16 protein-coding genes are annotated in these 18,440 nt (G+C 47.2%); 10 read left to right on the top strand and 6 right to left on the bottom strand.

Annotated features, from left to right (window positions below; genetic code table 11):
* Nucleotides 1-45: 45 nt before the first annotated feature.
* A complete protein-coding gene (locus GON05_RS28955) occupies nucleotides 46-567 on the top strand; it encodes a hypothetical protein (protein ID WP_157324116.1) in 522 nt (173 codons plus the stop codon).
* 40 nt (nucleotides 568-607) lie between these two features.
* On the opposite strand, the gene GON05_RS28950 is transcribed toward GON05_RS28955, so the two are convergent.
* Together GON05_RS28950 and GON05_RS28945 are read right to left on the bottom strand one after the other, a co-directional pair.
* Nucleotides 608-943 (bottom strand): type II toxin-antitoxin system PemK/MazF family toxin, encoded by a 336-nt coding sequence (locus tag GON05_RS28950; protein ID WP_157324114.1) that lies wholly within the window; start codon nucleotides 941-943, stop codon nucleotides 608-610.
* Nucleotides 940-1,209: an AbrB/MazE/SpoVT family DNA-binding domain-containing protein gene (locus GON05_RS28945; protein WP_157324112.1), complete on the bottom strand. Its 270-nt coding sequence runs from the start codon at nucleotides 1,207-1,209 to the stop codon at nucleotides 940-942. Before GON05_RS28945 ends, GON05_RS28950 begins: the two co-directional genes overlap by 4 nt.
* 251 nt (nucleotides 1,210-1,460) lie before the next feature.
* Between GON05_RS28945 and GON05_RS28940 the strand changes: the two genes are divergently transcribed.
* Nucleotides 1,461-2,144: a phosphatase PAP2 family protein gene (locus GON05_RS28940; protein ID WP_157324110.1), complete on the top strand. Its 684-nt coding sequence runs from the start codon at nucleotides 1,461-1,463 to the stop codon at nucleotides 2,142-2,144.
* Nucleotides 2,141-3,322: an MGDG synthase family glycosyltransferase gene (locus GON05_RS28935; RefSeq protein WP_157324108.1), complete on the top strand. Its 1,182-nt coding sequence runs from the start codon at nucleotides 2,141-2,143 to the stop codon at nucleotides 3,320-3,322. The genes GON05_RS28940 and GON05_RS28935 overlap by 4 nt, the downstream gene beginning before the upstream one ends.
* A 196-nt stretch (nucleotides 3,323-3,518) precedes the next feature.
* Here GON05_RS28935 and GON05_RS28930 read toward each other — a convergent pair whose 3' ends face one another.
* The 4 genes from GON05_RS28930 to GON05_RS28915 form a co-directional block, all read right to left on the bottom strand.
* Entirely contained in the window at nucleotides 3,519-4,427 is a 909-nt protein-coding gene (locus tag GON05_RS28930; RefSeq protein ID WP_157324106.1) for an ArsR/SmtB family transcription factor, read from the bottom strand.
* Nucleotides 4,428-5,541: 1,114 nt separating this feature from the next.
* The gene (locus GON05_RS28925; RefSeq protein ID WP_157324281.1) at nucleotides 5,542-6,207 is read right to left on the bottom strand and encodes a PDDEXK family nuclease; all 666 of its coding nucleotides are present in this window, start codon (nucleotides 6,205-6,207) and stop codon (nucleotides 5,542-5,544) included.
* Nucleotides 6,208-6,348: 141 nt separating this feature from the next.
* Complete coding sequence (locus tag GON05_RS28920; protein WP_157324104.1) at nucleotides 6,349-7,371, bottom strand: LacI family DNA-binding transcriptional regulator; 1,023 nt, start codon at nucleotides 7,369-7,371, stop codon at nucleotides 6,349-6,351.
* A 112-nt stretch (nucleotides 7,372-7,483) separates the two neighbouring features.
* Nucleotides 7,484-8,074, bottom strand: a complete 591-nt coding sequence (locus tag GON05_RS28915; RefSeq protein WP_157324102.1) for a P-loop nucleotide/nucleoside kinase family protein — start codon at nucleotides 8,072-8,074, stop codon at nucleotides 7,484-7,486.
* 200 nt (nucleotides 8,075-8,274) lie between these two features.
* On the opposite strand from GON05_RS28915, the gene GON05_RS28910 reads away from it, so the two are divergent.
* The 7 genes from GON05_RS28910 (at nucleotide 8,275) to GON05_RS28880 (ending at nucleotide 17,990) form a co-directional block, all read left to right on the top strand.
* Nucleotides 8,275-9,426 (top strand): serine hydrolase domain-containing protein, encoded by a 1,152-nt coding sequence (locus tag GON05_RS28910; RefSeq protein WP_157324100.1) that lies wholly within the window; start codon nucleotides 8,275-8,277, stop codon nucleotides 9,424-9,426.
* Between the two features lie 165 nt (nucleotides 9,427-9,591).
* The gene (locus GON05_RS28905) at nucleotides 9,592-11,037 is read left to right on the top strand and encodes a DEAD/DEAH box helicase (RefSeq protein WP_181646373.1); all 1,446 of its coding nucleotides are present in this window, start codon (nucleotides 9,592-9,594) and stop codon (nucleotides 11,035-11,037) included.
* 178 nt (nucleotides 11,038-11,215) lie between these two features.
* Nucleotides 11,216-12,160 (top strand): carbohydrate ABC transporter permease, encoded by a 945-nt coding sequence (locus GON05_RS28900; protein WP_157324096.1) that lies wholly within the window; start codon nucleotides 11,216-11,218, stop codon nucleotides 12,158-12,160.
* A gap of 19 nt (nucleotides 12,161-12,179) precedes the next feature.
* Entirely contained in the window at nucleotides 12,180-13,007 is an 828-nt protein-coding gene (locus GON05_RS28895) for a carbohydrate ABC transporter permease (protein ID WP_157324094.1), read from the top strand.
* A 123-nt stretch (nucleotides 13,008-13,130) separates the two neighbouring features.
* Nucleotides 13,131-14,468 carry an ABC transporter substrate-binding protein gene (locus tag GON05_RS28890; RefSeq protein ID WP_157324092.1) on the top strand — a complete coding sequence of 446 codons (1,338 nt, stop codon included), beginning with the start codon at nucleotides 13,131-13,133 and terminating at the stop codon, nucleotides 14,466-14,468.
* 103 nt (nucleotides 14,469-14,571) lie between these two features.
* Nucleotides 14,572-16,359, top strand: a complete 1,788-nt coding sequence (locus GON05_RS28885) for a cache domain-containing sensor histidine kinase (RefSeq protein WP_157324090.1) — start codon at nucleotides 14,572-14,574, stop codon at nucleotides 16,357-16,359.
* 2 nt (nucleotides 16,360-16,361) lie between these two features.
* Nucleotides 16,362-17,990, top strand: a complete 1,629-nt coding sequence (locus GON05_RS28880) for a helix-turn-helix domain-containing protein (RefSeq protein WP_157324088.1) — start codon at nucleotides 16,362-16,364, stop codon at nucleotides 17,988-17,990.
* Nucleotides 17,991-18,440 lie beyond the last annotated feature (450 nt).

The following is an 18,440-nucleotide window of genomic DNA, read 5'->3' as shown; positions in this document are numbered from 1 at the left end:
ATTGAACGTTTTGATCCGTCTTTGATGATAGAGGACGGTGCTGATATGAAAATAAGAATGCTGATCATCATCTTGGTTGTTTGGGCCGCTTTCGTGCCTGCCCATGCTTTTGCGCTATCATGCGCGATGCCACCTTCCATTGAAAAGAGTTATGAACTTTACGATGCAGTTATTGTAGCGAACGTGGACCAGGTCATCACAAAAAGGAACAGCAAAGAACTGAAGTTAACGGTATTGACGAGCTTCAAGGGTGTAGGGGATCGAAGCATTTCGGTGGCGGAGGATTTCACCTGGGGGACGAGTGAGCGCGGGAAATCGTATTTGTTCTTTTTAAAAAAGAAAGAAGGGGATTGGGAGAATCCGCTGTGCTCGCCAACGAAGCCGGCAGAAAATGCTGTGCAAGAGCTTAGTTTTCTCCAATCGAAGGAGATTCCCCTCAAAGCCGCTGTGGCAAAGGAGACTGTACCGACGCATTGGGTGCTCCCTATAACTTTAATGTGCGTGTTGAGTGCTGTGATATATGCTGGAGTACGGTTTACGAAGTGGAGAAACGGAAAGAATGGATAGCAAGAGACACGAGAACCTGAGGCGATGCCTTGGGTTTTTGTTATGCCAAAATGGAGCGAGTATTGCGAAGAATTTCTTTCATAGGAACGGAATCAACGGGGAGACTGCCGACAATATTAATTTTTCGCTTTTTTACATCTAAACTTTTCATTTGATCTGTGAGGACCACACCGGAGAAGGGGAGGTTGTCTGGCAGGGTTACCTCAAAAGGGTAGTCTTTAGACTGGCTGGTAATAGGGCATACAAGTGCAAACCCAGTAATTGCATTGAATTCAAATTCGGAAAGTACAATAGCGGGATGGCGTCCGGCTTGCTCTCGCCCTGCTTGCGGGTAGAAATCCAGCCAAACCAGATCGCCGCGTGATGGCATGGTCAAATTATTTCGTCTCCTTCAATCCCAAGATCCACTTCTTCGTGCCGCGGTGATTCGGGTTTTATTTTTGAAAGCAGCATTTTCATGTGAGACTTTAAATCTGCGTTGGATTCATCAGGCTCTACGGAAGGGCGAAGGAGAATTTCATTATCTGATGTCAGAAGGATCTGAAGTTCTGCGCCATCTTTCAAGTTGAGCTGTTTTAAGAACTGGTTCGGAATTCGGATCGCGCTGCTGTTGCCCCACTTGCTGACGGTGACTGTCGTCATTAGGAACGGCTCCTCTCCTTTTTTATGAGTCAATTATAGCTCACCTCCATTACCATGTATATACATATGATATACATTTGATGAGTTTGTGATACTTAGATGGGCTAGAGGATTACAGTCACATAGAACTTAGCCTTTAGTCTAGGTTTTATCAAGACTTTTGGCTAACGAAAGACAGTACCTTAGAGCGTTTAGATAAAAAAGCTTCTCCTTTATCATTGAGATAACGTTAAGGAGAGCGAGGAATTGGAGTGAGATTAACATCGTGGTGGTCCTATTGTTTGGCCTGCAGCGCATTGTTGCTGATCCCGTTGGTGGGTCTAATCTATGTTCAGCTGAATCAAGCTGGTGGAATGGCTTACAACCTGGTGACCGATTTGGATCGGCAAATCCCCTTCGTGAAAGGTTTTGTCGTACCTTATCTATCGTGGTATGGATTTCTGCTTGTAGGGTTTCTGTACTTGGCTTACAAAGATCGTCGTAATTATTATAGAACGCTAATTGAATTTGTAATTGGATTGCTGATTTGTTATGGCATATATGCCATTTATCAAACGACTGTACCTCGGCCGGAGGTAACCGGCACTGACCCTTTGCTGCAGCTAGTGGCGTGGGTGTACCGATCGGATCAACCTTTTAACTGCTTTCCAAGCACTCATGTGCTGACCTCTTATCTCATGATGAGAGCCTACCTGCGTACGACTCGAGTCGAGACGCGCTACAAAATCATCGTAACCGCTATATCGCTGCTCATCATCGTCTCCACACAGTTCGTGAAACAGCATGTCCTGCTCGATATTGTAGGAGCTGTCCTCGTGGCGGAGGGTGTTGTTTATGCCATGGATCGTGTGCGAAAAGGCTGGTTGACGGAGTCGCGCATCAAAGTCAAAGTGCGGACACCGCAAAGCAATCTCGAAGGAGGATTAAGGCAATGAAACGCAGAGAGAAACTATTGATTTTGACAGGCAGTTTAGGGGATGGACATAATAAAGCGGCTCAGGCGATCCTTGAGGCTACGAGATTGCATAGGCCTGATGTAGATGTGAAGGTGGTCGACTTTTTGGAGTGGACGCATCCTTACTTGCATGGGGTGGGCAAATACTGCTATATGCAGTGGGTGAAAAGCCTGCCGTCCGTCTATGGCTATCTGTACCGCAAGACGCGTGATGATAATACTTTTTCCCATATGTTTAAAAAGATGAAATCATTCAGCACGGATCGGATGCTGGCGCTGCTGGATGAGGAGGGGCCGACAGAGGTCGTGTGCACGTTCCCTGGGGCTGCGGCGGCGATGTCGTATTTAAAATGCAACGGATTCACGACGGTGCCGACCGTTACGGTCATGACCGATTATACGGATCATAGCTATTGGATTCATCCGGGAACAGATCGTTACCTGGTCGGCGCTGACCACGTGAAGCAGGCGCTGCTTCGATATGGTGTTCAGGAAGAGCATGTTGTGGTTACGGGGATTCCGATTCGGAAGCCATTTACACAGGCATATGATCGGGCGGAGCTGCGAGATCAGCATGGGTTGGATCGCGAGATGCCGACGGTGTTGGTCATGGGCGGCGGGCATGGCTTGATCGGCAAGCAGTTCAAGTCCGTGCTGCAGTCGGATGAGCTGGCGGAGCCGGTGCAGTTCGTTTTTGTCTGCGGGCGTAATGAGAAGCTCAAACAGCTCCTCGAAGAGGAGCTGGGCGGCGAGAAAACGCGGCATCGCGTGAAGGTGACAGGGTTCGTGGACCATGTCCATGAGTTGATGGCTTTATCGGACCTGATCATCACGAAGCCGGGCGGTCTTACTATCTCGGAAGCGATGGCGTTGGAGCTTCCCATGATGTTGTATAAGCCGATCCCTGGCCAAGAGCAGGAAAACGCTGCGTACTTGGTCAGCTTAGGGGCCGCGATCGAAGTGAAAAATGCACTGGAGCTGAAAAATCAGCTGCTAGAAGTGATCGCGAATCAATCGCTTTTATCGAAGCTGAAAGAGAACGTGAAGATGAGCCAACAGCATCAGGATGCTCAGCATATGCTTCGCGCTATTTTTGAGACCCGCCATCATTTTGTTCCGATGGCTGACGACATGCGTTTGGCCTACGCGAACGGCTAAAATGGCGGGTATCTCCCTCTTTTTACCCTTCAAAAACGTCTATTTTTCGCTAAAAAATGCACGATTTCATAACTTGTCAAGTTTGCTGTCAATAAGTGCTTATTGCGTTTTTAAATCAGCTGTTTGGTGATTTGTTTAGATGCTTAGCTTGACAATATATCTATTGTAAAGGTGTTTTAGTAGTAGATCGCAGCTTCTATTTATCCTCATGCATGGTGACGATGATGTCCTGTGCGTAGTTGCCGAAGCTTTTGCCGAATAAGGTGATGCCTCCGCAGTTGGGTGAGGTCTCTAAGGATGCGATGCGGAACTGAATATCCTTGCCGAAGGTGACGGATAGATCTTGTATCGCGGTATCGGATATTTTGGTGCCGTCCAGGTAGGAGCCGGTGGGGCTGACCGTAATGACTTTGAGCAGGCCGTGTTGCGTATTGCTGCTGCTCCACCAATCCGGTGTTAAGACGCCGCGTTGGGAGCCGAAATCACCGGGGCTCGTCCAGATGCCGAGGGGGACGTCGTTGATGTAGAACGAGATATCGGAAGGCCAGTTCTCGTTGAATCCCGGCGCTTCGGAGCAAATTTCAAAGGAAATTTCCAATGTGCGCAGCTTCTGATTGCTGTGAAGGAAGTTGGGAATGCGGTACTCCACATAGCCACTGGCAAACCATAGAATCCCCGCATGGACATGACCTGGATCGGCAAAATAACGCGGATCATCCAATACGCCGATCAGCTGGGTCGGAGACGCAAGCCCGCAGGTTGGCTTCACCTCGAAGGAGGTGTATTGGCCGATTGGGATGGCAAGTGTATTCGTCGGAAGGTCGACCGGCTTCTTCGGTTTGAACTGCAGGACGGCTTGATCGATCTTCAAGTGGCATATTTTCTGCGTGCCGCGAATACCGGTTGTGTTCTCGGAGGTGATGATGCCGGCTAGTTCGAGCTTCTGAATGTGTTTGGTTACAATCGCGGAAGAAATATCAAGTTTCTGAGAGAGCTGTTTGATGTTGAGAGGCTCCTGCCCGAGCAACTCGATCATTTTCACGCGCGTTTCGGAGGAGAAGCATTCGAGAAAAGCCATATTTTTGGTGGAAACTTCAATTTGCATAAAAGGAACCTCAATCTTTAATGTTTTTGTTTATTGTATAACTTGTAGGTTAATTTAACAATATGACATGGGATTATTTCGGGTTGTTCGTTATGAATGGCGTACAAATTTAGCAGGTGAGGTAAGCAGGATGTGGGGCGAATGATGCTGGGCTGCGTAATGCAGCTATATATTGCACAATAATTGCACTAAGTGCAACGTAACTAGTCGCGGCAGAGAATGTAGCGTGAAATGATTGTACTAAGTGTCACTAAGTGCAACATAGACAGCCACGGCAGAGAATACAACGTCAACGTACTGTATTAATCGAAGCAGCTGGCGTTGGGAGAAGCGAGTAGTAGTGAGTGCAAGATGAAGCTTCTCCTCAGCTGTCGAGCTGCGCAATGCAGCCCTATATTGCACAATGTGCAGTATAGAGTGTACGTTTTGCGGAAAGAGCTGGCCTTCGATGTAGGAAGTGCAATGAAGAAGCTGGAAATGCGCTGAAAAGTGGCATTTTGGGGGAAATGGTTGCACTAAGTGCAACGTAGCTAGTCACGGTAGTGGATATTGCCCGAAATGATTGCACTAAGTGCAATGTAGATAGTCGCGGCAGAGAATATAGCGTGAAAAGATTGCACTAAGTGCAACGTAAACAGCCACGGTAGAGAATGCATCGTCAACGTAGGCTGTATTCATCGAAGCAGCTGGCGTTGGGAGAAGCGAGTAGTAGTGAGTGCAAGATGAAGCTTCTCCTCAACTGTCGAGCTGCGCAATGCAGCTCTATATTGCACAATGTGCAGTGTAGAGTGAGCATTTTGCGGAAGAAGTTGACCTTCATTGTACGAAGTGCAATGAAGAAGCTGGAAATGAGCTGAAAAGTGGCATTTTGGGGGAAATGGTTGTACTAAGTGCAACGTAGCTAGCCGCGGCAGCGGTTATTGCCCGAAATGGTTGCACTAAGTGCAACGTAGCTAGTTGTGGCAACGGTTATTGCTCGAAATGGCACTAAGTGCAACGTAGCTAGTCGTGGCAGCGGTTATTGCCCGAAATGGTTGCACAAAGTGCAACGTAGCTAGCCGCGCCAGCGAAAGCAGGCCGGAATGCATGCATGGAGGCTTTGCGTAAAATTCCCCTAAAGCAAATGACGCCAGGCATCCGGCTGCAGCTCGTACTGCCGAACGACAGATCCGCGCCCGATTGGGTGGAGTATGTCCTTGGCAGCCAGGCTCTGGAGCCGCTTGCGCGCAGTGCGGAAGTTGAGCCCGCACTGCGTGATGAGATCCTTAGGTCGGATAGGTCTGCCTAGTCGAATAGCGAGCTGAATCACCTCTTTTTCATCCGGAGAAAGAGAAGGGGGCGGGGTACTACGAAGCAGATGAGGACCCACCACCAACTGGAGCAGCATTCGACAAACTTCCGGGCGATCCTTGACATCATCGAAAGAAAAATGGATCATTTTCCACCCCATTCCGGTCAAGAAAGTATCCCGATTAAGCGAATAGCTGAATCCCTCGCGGTCCATGTCTTTAACGTGAGTTTGAAAACCGTCGCACTCAATCCCGAAGCGCCCGTGCGGCGGGAGAAAAGCAAAGTCGAGGAACTGTGACTTACGATTCCAATCGTAAATTTCGTATTCCGGGTGCAGGTCGTCGAAGTTGCCGAATAAGGGCCACCATACGTTTTGGAGCAGAAGCTTCTCCGCGTATTTGTGCCCTCTAAGTAGACGTCCTTTTCGCTCGCCAATCCGATGTGTGAGATGGTCATCCAAGAATTTCTGATGCGCTTTTTCAAATTCCAACAATATAACAGCCTCCTCCTACCTCTTATAAAATAAAAAAAACGCCCCCGAGCCATGCGGCTCAAGGACGTTCTTCGTCATTACATACTATAGCATCTTCAGCGAAGATGCGGTACTTCAACTCTTCTGGCCAACATATTCCTAAACTCCTACTCCCACTCTGACGCAAGAGTCCCGCTCAATCAACTCACCGTATATCGAAATCTTAGACGGGACGCCGCCTTTTTCGATCCTGCGGAGCAGCAAGTCAACGGCCTCAAAAGCAAGCTGTTCCCGCTGCACATGAATGGTCGTGAGGCGAGGCCGGACCATCTGCGCGGCTTCAATATCGCCAAAGCCGACGACGGACATCGCGTCCGGCACGTGAAAGCCTTTGGCGGTCAAATGTTGAATCAGCGAAATGGCGAGTCGGTCGTTGGCGCAAAACCAAGCAGTTGGCCATGCTGATTGGCCGCTCATTGCTTCCAGGAACGAAGCTAATTCATCATCTGGAGCTGCGGCTTCATTAGGGCCAATGAGACAAAAGCTCCTATCGATCGCTAATCCGGCATCGGACATAGCATTGGTGAATCCGAACCAGCGTTCACGGAAGCTTTTGGACATACTTCCCGCCCCAATGAAACCAATTTGCCGGTGTCCTTTACGAATCAGGTGGCTGACGATACTGCAGGCGCCCTCCGCATTCGCTGTCACAACGGAATCCAGTTGTAGTCCGTCGTAGCAATGGTCCACTGTCACAAGTGGAGTCTCTAACTCCTTGAGCTTGCTCACATACGCAGGAGTGAATACGCCAATGATCAGGATGCCGGAAAATGCAATCTCATGATACAGATCGGGCAGAATCAACAAACGCTCCATATCTTTCGTTACCCCGCTAATGATGGCGGTATAGCCGTTTTCTTTGGCTCTTTTTTCAATGGACCAGAACACTTCATAGTAGAAATTTTTATCGTTCTGAACAGATTCAGGAAATAAGACAAGCAGGTGATTCTGCTTCTTCCTCGTCTTGGATTCCGTCCGGTACTTAAGCTGCTGAGCGGCTTCAAACACACGGGAACGCAGCTCTTCGCTGACGCCCGGTTTGTGATTAAGGGCCAAGGAGACAGCGTTTTTGGAAATGCCGAGTAGATTGGCAATGTCTTGCATGGAGGTTTTGGCGTTCATTTAGCTCAATACTCCTTTAAGCAAATGTGAATGATGTATAAATTGTAAAGCTTTATTGGCACTATTGTAAAGTTGAAATAAGCTGTTTTCGTAACTTTACAAAAATGCGATGTCAATTCACTCTGTCAATGAACTTTTCGAGCATTTCCAACTTCTCAGAAGTAAACGGTCCAGAATTGTCGAGATAGAGAATGGAGGCTGGATCAACCGGCCATCGAATTTCACTACGAGTTAGGGAAGGGCTGAATTGTTCCCAGTTATCCAATTTCCAAATGTCTAATGTCGAACCTCTGCCGCTAATGCGCGAGTGATAGGCTTCCTCAGATGGAAGGTAGACATACACGGCCTTAACCATGACATCATCCGTACTGGCGTTAATCGTAGATAGTTCCTGGTTCAGCCACAACGGGTCGATGATTTCACGGGTAAAAGGCCCGATGACAATGGCGTCCAAGCCTAAGGTCAGATTCTCCAGCGCGGCGTTCATCGTGATGCGATATCCGAGATCTCGGCAATGCTGTTTATAAAAAGGGGAGTCCCGATCCTCGGGGTCTTTCCCGGCTAATGTCATCAGCGCTACGGCAGCAGGGCGAAGCAATGTGTCCATGTCTAGAAAGGCGCCTCCGCGCTTACTGGCATATGCTTTGGCTAGTGTTGTTTTGCCAGCTCCGGCAGGACCTATGAAAAAAATGAGTTTACGCATGTTAACCTCCAATATGAAACCTGTGACAGGGAAATAGTTACGAATATTGTAACATAAGAGGGATATTCCTTTACTTTTTCATCCAATCTTCAGCTTTTATTAATGTTTTATTAAGGTTTACGTCATATTTGCTTCATAATTGAGTAGTAACCTATATAGAAAGAGAGAGGGTTAATACCATACTGGAAGGATAGATAGAGATGTCCGGAACCCAAGAAAAAACGTTACATTCGGGTAACAATACCATATCGCCATTCCAATCGAATGACAAAGAATCTACCGCGTATTGGCCAACTACAGGCTGGAGAACGAGCACGCCGGAAGCGCAAGGGATGTTCTCGGGTACGCTAGCTAAGACAGTTGAAATGTTCAGCACTCAACAGGTATGCAGCATCGCAGTCGTTCGAAACGGCCATTTAGTTGCAGAAGCTTATAATAGTTGTACGCAAAATGATATACCTCAAGATGTGAAGTCCGTCACCAAAAGTGTAACATCAGCACTGGTTGGTATTGCTTTAGCTGAACGGAAGCTGATCAGTTTGGATCAAAAGGTTCGCGATTTTTTCCCTGAACTTGCCAATGATCCTTTGAAGTCCAAAATGACAATCAGACATTTACTGAGCATGACGTCCGGCCTGAATTGGGATAATACGAATGAAATCTCCTCAACTGAGATGATGTATTCAGCGGATTGGGTGCAGTACATTCTGGATCGCCCTGGATATGCAGAACCAGGTACCCTGTTTAATTATAGTAATGGTGACGCGCATTTGTTGTCGGCTATAATGCACAAAGTGACGGGGCAATCGTTGTTCGATTATGCCAAGTCCCGTTTATTCGATCCGCTTGGCATTACCAATGTGAGCTGGAATTCGGATGGAAAAGATCGCTCCATTGGCGCGTGGGCAATGGCTTTAACGCTGAGAGATATGGCTAAGTTTGGCTATCTGTATTTGAAACAAGGCGAATGGGAAGATCAAACGATTATCCCACCAAACTGGATTCGCGATTCACTGCAAAAGCGAGTAACGTTGAATTACAGCAATGGTACGCAAGGGGGCTACGGACTGCTGTGGTGGTCCAAGACGCTGCCCAAAGGAATCGTCAAAGGAAGTAAAAAGCAATACGACATGTTCTACGCGTCTGGTTCGAGCGGAAGACGTATTTTTGTTGTCCCTGAGCTGCAGCTGATCGTGGCATTAACCGCTAACTCCCCTGATGCGAATATGCCCGAATATCTGCTTCTTCATGTGCTGCAAGCCATTCGTTCCGATAAAGCTCTTCCGGAAAATCAGGAGAACTTTGCCAAGCTGGAGCAAGCCGTGCAAGCTTTTAAAGAAGTAACCGAATAAAAGATAGAACAAGGAAGAAGCTGCCGCGGCGGCTTCTTTTTCTTTTTCAAAGGTTAACGTTGGGTTAAAAAACCATTCATGACAGCGTCCATTGCCGCTCCCGATGGTTTTTTTGGCACGTTTATGAGATAGTTGGAGGAAAGTGAACTAAAGGGGAGTTATTTAGTGGCATTAAGAAGTTTTACAGATTATCAATTGAGTGAGGATATCGTCCGGGCGTTGCAGAGCTTGGGCTATGAGCAGCCGACGGACGTACAGCACGAAGTGATTCCCATCGCGCTTCAGGAGAAGGATCTCACGGTGAAGTCGCGTACGGGAAGCGGGAAGACGGCGGCTTTCGGGATCCCGATTTGTGAGCTCGTAGAATGGGAAGAGAATCGGCCGCAGGCGCTCATTCTGACACCGACGCGAGAACTCGCGGACCAGGTGAAGCAGGATATCACGAACATCGGGCGGTTCAAACGGATTAAAGCGGTAGCGCTATATGGCAAACAGCCCTTTGCCAAACAGAAGCTGGAGCTTCACCAGAAGTGCCATGTCGTGGTAGGCACACCGGGACGTGTGCTGGATCATATTCAGAAGGGTACCCTGGATTTGGAGAAGGTCAAGATGCTCGTCATCGATGAAGCGGATGAGATGCTGCGGATGGGCTTCATTGAGCAGGTGGGAGCGATCATTGATGAGGTTCCGACGGACCGCATGACGATGCTGTTCTCAGCGACACTTCCGCAGGACGTGGAGCAATTATGTCATCAATATATGAAAGAACCGATAGATATTGAAATTCAAACGCCGGAGGCGGCGAAGGTTCAGATTGAACACGCGCTGATTACTGTGAAAGAAACAGAGAAATTTAATGTGCTTAAGGATGTCTTCGTGACGGAGAATCCTGAGAATTGCATCATTTTCTGCAGGACGCAAGAACATGTGGATGATGTTTTCCGGGAGTTGGATCTTCTTGAATATCCGTGTGACAAAATTCATGGAGGCATGGTGCAGGATGATCGCTTCCTGGTTATGAACGCATTCAAAAGAGGAGAGTTCCGTTTCCTGGTGGCAACGGATGTCGCGGCGCGGGGGATTGATGTGGAGGATATTACTCACGTCATTAACTATGACCTGCCGATGGAGAAGGAAAGTTATGTGCATCGGATCGGAAGAACCGGACGAGCAGGCAAGACGGGCAAAGCCATCACCTTCGTTACTCCGAATGAGATGAAATTTATCCCTGAGATCGAAGAATATCTCGGATTCGAGATCCCGCGCAGAGACGCTCCCACGGAGGAGGAAGTTGCCAAGGGTATGCCGGCTTTTGAGCGGAAAATGCAAGCAACGCCGGTTATCAAGAGAGATAGAAGCGACCAATTGAACAAAGGAATCATGAAGCTCTATTTTAACGGCGGGAAAAAGAAAAAGATCAGAGCGGTGGACTTCGTGGGAACGTTAGCCAAAATTGAGGGCGTGAGCGCAGAAGATATCGGCATCATAACGATTCAAGACAACGTTTCGTATGTGGATATACTGAACGGCAAAGGTCCGATGGTGCTCAAAGTCATGAAGAACACAACAATCAAAGGGAAACTCCTGAAAGTGCATGAAGCAAATAAGTAAGGAGAGAATATCCGGTAGGCCATCAACAAGGCTTAGCGGATTTTTTTCGTCCATAAGAGGGGCTCCAGGGTTCATTGAAGGTTAAAATTTTACTCAAACGAGTAAATTATTTGACTTACCCGACCTGTCCTCCGCAGGGTAGACTATAGGAAACACAACACATGGGGTGAATAATCATATGGCCAACAATACACATACACATTCGAGCACCCTTTCCAATGCGAAAGTGAAACGGAGAAGTTCGATAGCACAAATACGTGAGGACCTGATCGGATATGCCTTCGTTGCACCGATGGTACTTGGACTATTTGTTTTTACTTTATTTCCAATTATTGCGTCCTTCTTCCTCAGCTTCACGGATTGGAACTTTGTTGCCGGTTTTTCCAAAGTGAAATTTCTCGGCTTAGATAACTTTATCAAGCTTGTGCACGATTCCGTCTTCTTATTATCCCTGAAGAACAACATGATTTTGATGATTGTCGTTCCCTTAACTCTCATCATTTCACTTCTTCTAGCGGTTGTCATCGATAAAAAAATCTATTTGAAGGATTTCTTCAAAGTTATTTATTTTATCCCTTATATTTCAAGCGTAGTTGCGGTAGCGATCGTGTTCCAGGTGCTATTTCACCCGACGTACGGTCCACTTAACCAAATTTTGATGGATCTAGGCGTTGCGAATCCTCCAAAATGGTTGGCTGATCCAGATGTTGCCTTGTATTGTGTAATGGGACTTATGATTTGGATCTCTATCGGATATAACATGATTATTTTCATGGCTGGCTTGCAGTCCATTCCCAAAGATCTTTATGAGGCAGCGGATATCGATGGTGCTTCCAAATTCAGACAGCTTATGAGCATCACGGTGCCTCTTTTATCGCCAACAACCTTCTTCCTGCTAGTAACGGGGATTATCGGTACCTTTAAAGCGTTTGACGTTATTTCCGTCCTTACAGGCGGCGGACCTGCGAACTCCACGACCGTAGTCGTTTATCGTCTATACGAAACAGCCTTTGTTAACCTGCAATCCGGTTACGCCTCCGCTATGGCAATTGTACTTCTGCTCCTTGTGCTTCTAATTACACTTGTACAATGGCTTGGACAACGTAGATGGGTGAACTACTAAGAGAAGGAGGAATACCACGATGGACAAGAATCAAAAGTTTAAAAAAATAGTCCTTACATTACTAATGCTTGTCATTGGCATACTATTCATGTCGCCGTTCCTCTGGATGATCTCCGCTTCCATGAAGCCGGAAGCCGACGTGTTCGCTTATCCGATTCAGTGGATCCCTAAACATTGGAATGTCATTGAAAATTATAAAACAGTATGGGAAACTAAGTTTTCGTTATACTATTGGAATTCCATTAAGGTTTCGGTATTAACAACGGCATTATCTGTCTTACTTTCTTCTATGGCTGCCTATGCCTTCTCGAAAATCAAATTCCGCGGTCGTAACGCGCTCTTCGTGCTTATCCTGGCGATCTATATGATCCCGAGCCAAGCCATTCTCGTTCCGCAGTTCTTGCTTTTCCGTTGGATCGGTTTGTTCGACAGTCACTTTGGTTTGATTCTATTAGGTTCATTCTCTGTTCTCGGAACATTCATGCTTCGTCAGTTCTATCTCGGTATTCACGATGAGTATATGGAGTCAGCCCGGATGGACGGTGCGGGACACCTAAGAATTTTCTGGTCGATTTGTACACCGCTTGTGCGCCCGGCGATTGCAACGTATGCGATCCTGCGTTTCATCTGGACTTGGAACGATTACCAGAACCCGTTGATTTTCCTAAGAACAAAAGACTTATTCACGCTTCCGCTAGGTATCCGGTCTTTCGCTGACTTGAACGGCGAGTTCTACTCGCTAATCATGGCTGCATCGGTATCGGCCATCGTTCCACTCCTGATCATCTTCATCATTGGACAAAAGCAGGTTATCGAAGGTATTTCGATGGGCGGCGTGAAGGGTTAATCCAAAAAGTCAAAATAAGAGTGCATGAGGTTAAAATAGTGCCTCGTGCGCTCCACGGAAGTTTGTTACGATCGGTCATGTAAAGGTTTTCACACAAATCAAAGCTCACTTGGAGGGGTTCCTATGAAAAAGAGTTTACTAGTATTAAGCGGTGTGCTTGCTATCAGTGCTGCACTTGCAGGCTGCGGTAATAAAGCGGAAACACCTGCTGCAGATAGCGGTGCTGCGGGCGGAAAAGGTCCTGTTACAATTAAAGTTCAAGGCTGGTATACAGAAGCGCAAGGGAACTGGAATGCAACGGTTGAGGCTTACAACAAGACACACCCGAACGTAAAAGTTGTCTATGAAAGCATGTCCGAGAAAGGCGATTCCCAAGAAGGCATGAAAAAACTTGACCTTCTGGCTGCTTCCGGCGAGCAAATGGACGTAGTGATGTATTCCAGCGCATCCGATTTCGCTCAACGTGTAGGCGCAGGCATCTTGGAGCCGCTAGATGATTACCTGAAAAAAGATAACATTGTTGTCAAAGACGAGTACAAGCTTGATCCAATTGTAAATGGTAAATACTATGCGCTGCCAGGTAAAATGATTGAATGGTTCGTCCTCTTGAACAAGGACAAGCTCGATGAAGCTAAGCTTCCTGTTCCAACAGAATGGACATGGGATCAATATGCAGAATACGCTAAGAAGTTGACCAAAGGTGAAGGTGCTTCGAAAGCTTACGGTTCCTACTTCCATAACTGGAAAGACTACGCATTGCTTGGTCTGAACAATGACATGGAGAACCCGTACTTGGTGAAATCCGATGGTACGCAAAACATCGACAATCCGAAAGTTCGTTACTCCCTTGATCTTAGAAACAAAATGGAGAACGTAGATAAAACATCTGTTCCTTACTTTGAAGTTGTATCGCAAAAAATGGCTTACCGTGATGTGTTCTACGGCGGTAAAACAGCTATGCTAGCTACAGGTAACTGGATGGTTGGCGAGCTTTCCCTGAATGCGAAATTCAAAACGGTGTTTGCTCCATATCCGAAGTTTGACGCTAAAGATCCAAACGGTCTGACAGAAGTAGGCGCTGACTTCATGGGTGTTGCTGCGAACTCCAAAAACAAACAAGCAGCTTATGACTTCGTGAAATGGTACACAACAGAAGGTATCCAAACACAAGGTCTATTCTTCTCCGCATGGAAAAAAGCCGATGTTGAGAAAAACGTTGATGCGATTCTGAAAAGCGGTAAACCAGAACAAGTTGCTATGATCGATAAAGAATCCTTGCTTGCTACTTTGAAAGTGAACAAAGCTACCAAACTGGTTGTTCCTCCAACTTACGCGCTGCAACAAGAAAAAGAATACCTAACGCAAGTTGAGTTGTTCTTGACAGGCAAACAAGATTTGGAGAAAACGATCCAAACAGCGAAAACGAAAATTGAAGATATCCGTAAGAGCAACGCGAAGTAAGAAGTAACGAATCGCGCAAGATTATTGCTATAATGAAAAGAGGAGGCCCTAGGCTCCTCTTTTTCCCATTTCCAAAGGTGCATTCGAAAGGCAGGAGAACGTTGTGCCGGGTTGGCTTCGCAGGTTATCTTTACGCAATAAATTGGTGCTGACGATTCTGGTTTGTCTCGTTCTGCCATCGGTTGTTTCCATGAATGTCTCCTCCTTGTTTACAAGAGATGCGGTAAGAACGCAGGTGACAGACTCTTCGCGCGAATCGATGCGGATCGTGAGTCAAATTGTGAATGGCCAGATCAAAAATATGATTTATGTGATGAACTTCATTCAATTTGATGAGGAATTGCAGCCGTCTATCCGGGAATTAGGCAGAGCGAATGAGACAACGGATAAAGGAGATGTCCTGCAATACAAGCAGACGATAGCGAAAAGAATGTCAACGGTAATCGACTCCTTCGGGAATCTGAGCGTGACGGTTTTGCTGCCTAATAAGGAGTACGTCGCCTCCTATACGACTTTTGCTTTTAATCCGACGGATTTTATGAGAAAAAGCTGGTTTAGCGCCGTGGAACAAGTTTCCGGCTACAATGTATTGTGGATCGGGGCTGAACCCAATTACAGTGAATCCACGAATCAGCCGTATTTGCTGTCGGCAGCCAAACCGCTTCGCAAGAACGATATCACCTACGGTTATGTGATTGTTGGTCTGGAGCTTCGCTTGCTGCAAGATCTTTTCAACCAATATCAAAATAATGAGTCTATGGTGATTATTGATGAAGAGGGACGTATTCTCGTCGATAAAGATTCCACGACGATCGGTACGAAATTCCCTTATTATGATCAGCTGCCCAAGGAGGATGGCTCATCTTTTGTGAAGGTGGCGGGAGAAGATTATATTCTGCTCAGCAGTCATGTAACGCCGGAGTGGCAGCTTGTGAATATGAGTTCCTATAAAACAGCTGCACAGAAGATTGAGTCATTTCGGAAAACAGATTTTCTCATTCAACTATTTTTTCTGGTCTTATTTGCCGTTACTCTACTATATATGGTGCGCACACTCACCAAACCGATTGCGCGGCTTGTCCAAACAGTTGTCCGGATTGAATCCGGTCAACTCGGCGAACGCTCGAACATTAACGGTGTGGATGAAGTGGGTCGGCTGGGGTACGTGTTCGACCGCATGATTGACCGTATTGAGCTAATGCTCGAGGAAAACCGCCGCGAACAGGAACTCAAGCGCATGGCGGAGCTAGCGATGCTGCAGGCGCAAATTAATCCGCATTTTCTGTTTAATGTACTGAATTCCATCCGTTTGAAAATCATGATGAAGGGGGATTCCGAGAACGCGGAATTGATTTCCTCCCTATCGTCGCTCCTGCGGATGACCATTAATCGAAATAACGAATATATTCCGCTGCATGAGGAAATTGAGATCATCGAACATTACGTTCGACTGCTGAATTCCAGGCATGGAGATCGAGTGAACCTACGTATCTCGGCGGCTTCCGATACGCTGCTCATTGAGATCCCTCGGTTTCTGCTGCAGCCGCTCATCGAGAATGCCTATCTTCACGGGCTAAAAAGCAAACCTGGCGAGATCACGATTGCCTCCAGAATCTGTGAGGATGGACGGCTTCAGATCGAAGTCAGAGATTCCGGAGTCGGCATGTCAACGGAACGTTTGGAAGAGCTTCGCACACATCTTGTAACACGGCCCACGAAGCATCACCATGCTTCGCGAAGCCCGTCCTTATCTGGTATTGGTTTACAAAATGTACTAGAGCGCCTTCGCATCATCTACGGCCATCGTTTCGATTATGAAATCGCAAGCGGGCCAGATCAGGGAACGCAGATTGTTCTGCGCTTTCCGCAGCAGACAGGAAAGGAGGGCTAAGTATGTATACAGTCATGATTGTTGATGATGATTTACCTGTGCTTGAATTTTTGAGTTCAGCAATCAAATGGGAAGAACTGGGGTTTCGATTGACAGGGGCCTTTGAAAATCCTCTGGAGGCTTTGGAAGCCGGACGCCGAGCCAAAACCGATGTGTTGATCAGCGATATCGGCATGCCGGAAATGAATGGGCTTGATTTAATCCGCTCCCTCCGTGAGGGAGATCCTCATGTGAAGGCGGTCATTCTCTCCTGCCATGATGATTTCCACTATGCGCAAAAAGCGATGAAGCTTTCGGTGAGTGAATATATCCTGAAAGAAACGATGAATATCAGCAACATTTCGGAGGTGCTCGGCAGACTGAAGGAGCAGCTGGATGCGGAGGATCACGTTCTATCCAAAAGCCGCAAGCTCGAAAAGGAGGCCGCGCTGCACCGCAGCTCGTCCAAGCGCCATTTTATCCGAAGTACGGTCAATGAGCCGTTGTTTGATTCGGAGGAATGGAGCCAGCAAGCGGAAGGGTTCGGTCTGCGTCTTGGACAGCACGGGGTGCTGCCGGTTTTCGGGTACGCCAACCGGGCGAAGGAAGCGAATCAGCGCTTCCAATCCAGGGATTTATTTGATTACACCATCCAAAATATCATAGAAGAGCTGCTCGTCGATCAGAAAGAAATCACGTTGTTCACGTACGATACGGGCGAAATTGTACTGCTGTTCCCGCAATATGGCAGCATGCATGTCAACAACAGCCAGAAGGTTGAGCAGACGCTGAGACATCTGCAGAACTGTTTGCAACAATACGCGAAAGTGGCGTTCTCTTTTATTACGGGAAGTCCTGCCAAGGATGTGCGCTCATTGAAGGAGCAGCTGAAGCGGATGATAGAAGGGCGGAGCTCGCGGTTCTACTTGCCGGAAAGCTCCGTCATGAAGCTGGAGCATATACGGGAAGGCTTCGGAGACGGGGGATTGCTGCTGGCCGAGTATGCCCAGACCCTGGATGAGTTTCGAAGCGTGGTGTTCGATGAGCGATCCGATTTGATCGATATGTACGTCTCGAAGTGGATCGATTTCATCCAGTACCATCGGTTTCGGCCCATGGAAGTGAAAGAATGGCTGCTGAAGATGATTCTTGATGTGCGCATGAGGCTCAAATCGCTTCAGCATTACCAGTCGACGTTTTCATCGGAACTCTTGCATCATGATGTGCACGAACTGTCGTCGGTGCGAGAGCTGGAATTGTGGCTGAAGGATTATCTGCAGCAGGCCATTCAGTGGGCAGGGCAAGTGTACCGTGAGTCGCACAACCGCGAGATTATTGAGTGTCAGCGATTCGTTTATAATCATTTGCATATGAAAATATCGCTCGAAGACGCGGCGGCGCATCTGCACCTACATCCGAGTTATTTGAGCCGGCTTTTCAAGAAGGAAACCGGTGAGAATTTCGTGGAGTATGTGACGCGGATGAAGATGGAGAAAGCGAAAGAGCTTTTGGAAATCACGGATAAAACCGTGGAACAAATCGCCGACATGCTCGGCTATGAGAATAAAAATTATTTCGGAAAGCTGTTCAAAGCGCATACAGGGACTGTACCGAATGCGTTTCGTGGGCAGACCAAGGGAGCTCAACCTTAACCAGCTAACATACAAAACCTGACGGATTAGACGCCGTTGGGTTTTTTTTGTTATATAGCCCACCTCCACCTCACACAACGCACCGTATAGCCAATCACCACCTCTCCGGCCAAAAACAAATTTAAAAAACTAGCGAGAATCTCGCTAAGCTTTCACTGAGGGAACTGGAGTCCGCTATTTGGTGGAAAACGAGCTGTTTTCTTTCTGAGGGGAACTACAGGGCCCTATTTCGGCACTATGGCTCAGTTTTCAGTTGAAATCGGTGAAATAGCAGACCATAGTTCCCCATACAGACGAAAAATATGCCTTTTCAAAGGAATAGCGACCTGTAGTTCCCCAATTAGGCAAACGGGAGGACGATCCTGTGGAGTGCAAGACTACCATTTGGCAGAAAACATATAAGCATAGAGAACGTTAAAGTATTTGTGAACTTACACAAATTTCCTTAAC

Source organism: Paenibacillus anseongensis (genome assembly GCF_009757995.1).
GTDB lineage: Bacteria > Bacillota > Bacilli > Paenibacillales > NBRC-103111 > Paenibacillus_E > Paenibacillus_E chondroitinus.
This window is presented reverse-complemented; position numbering and strand designations above follow the sequence as displayed.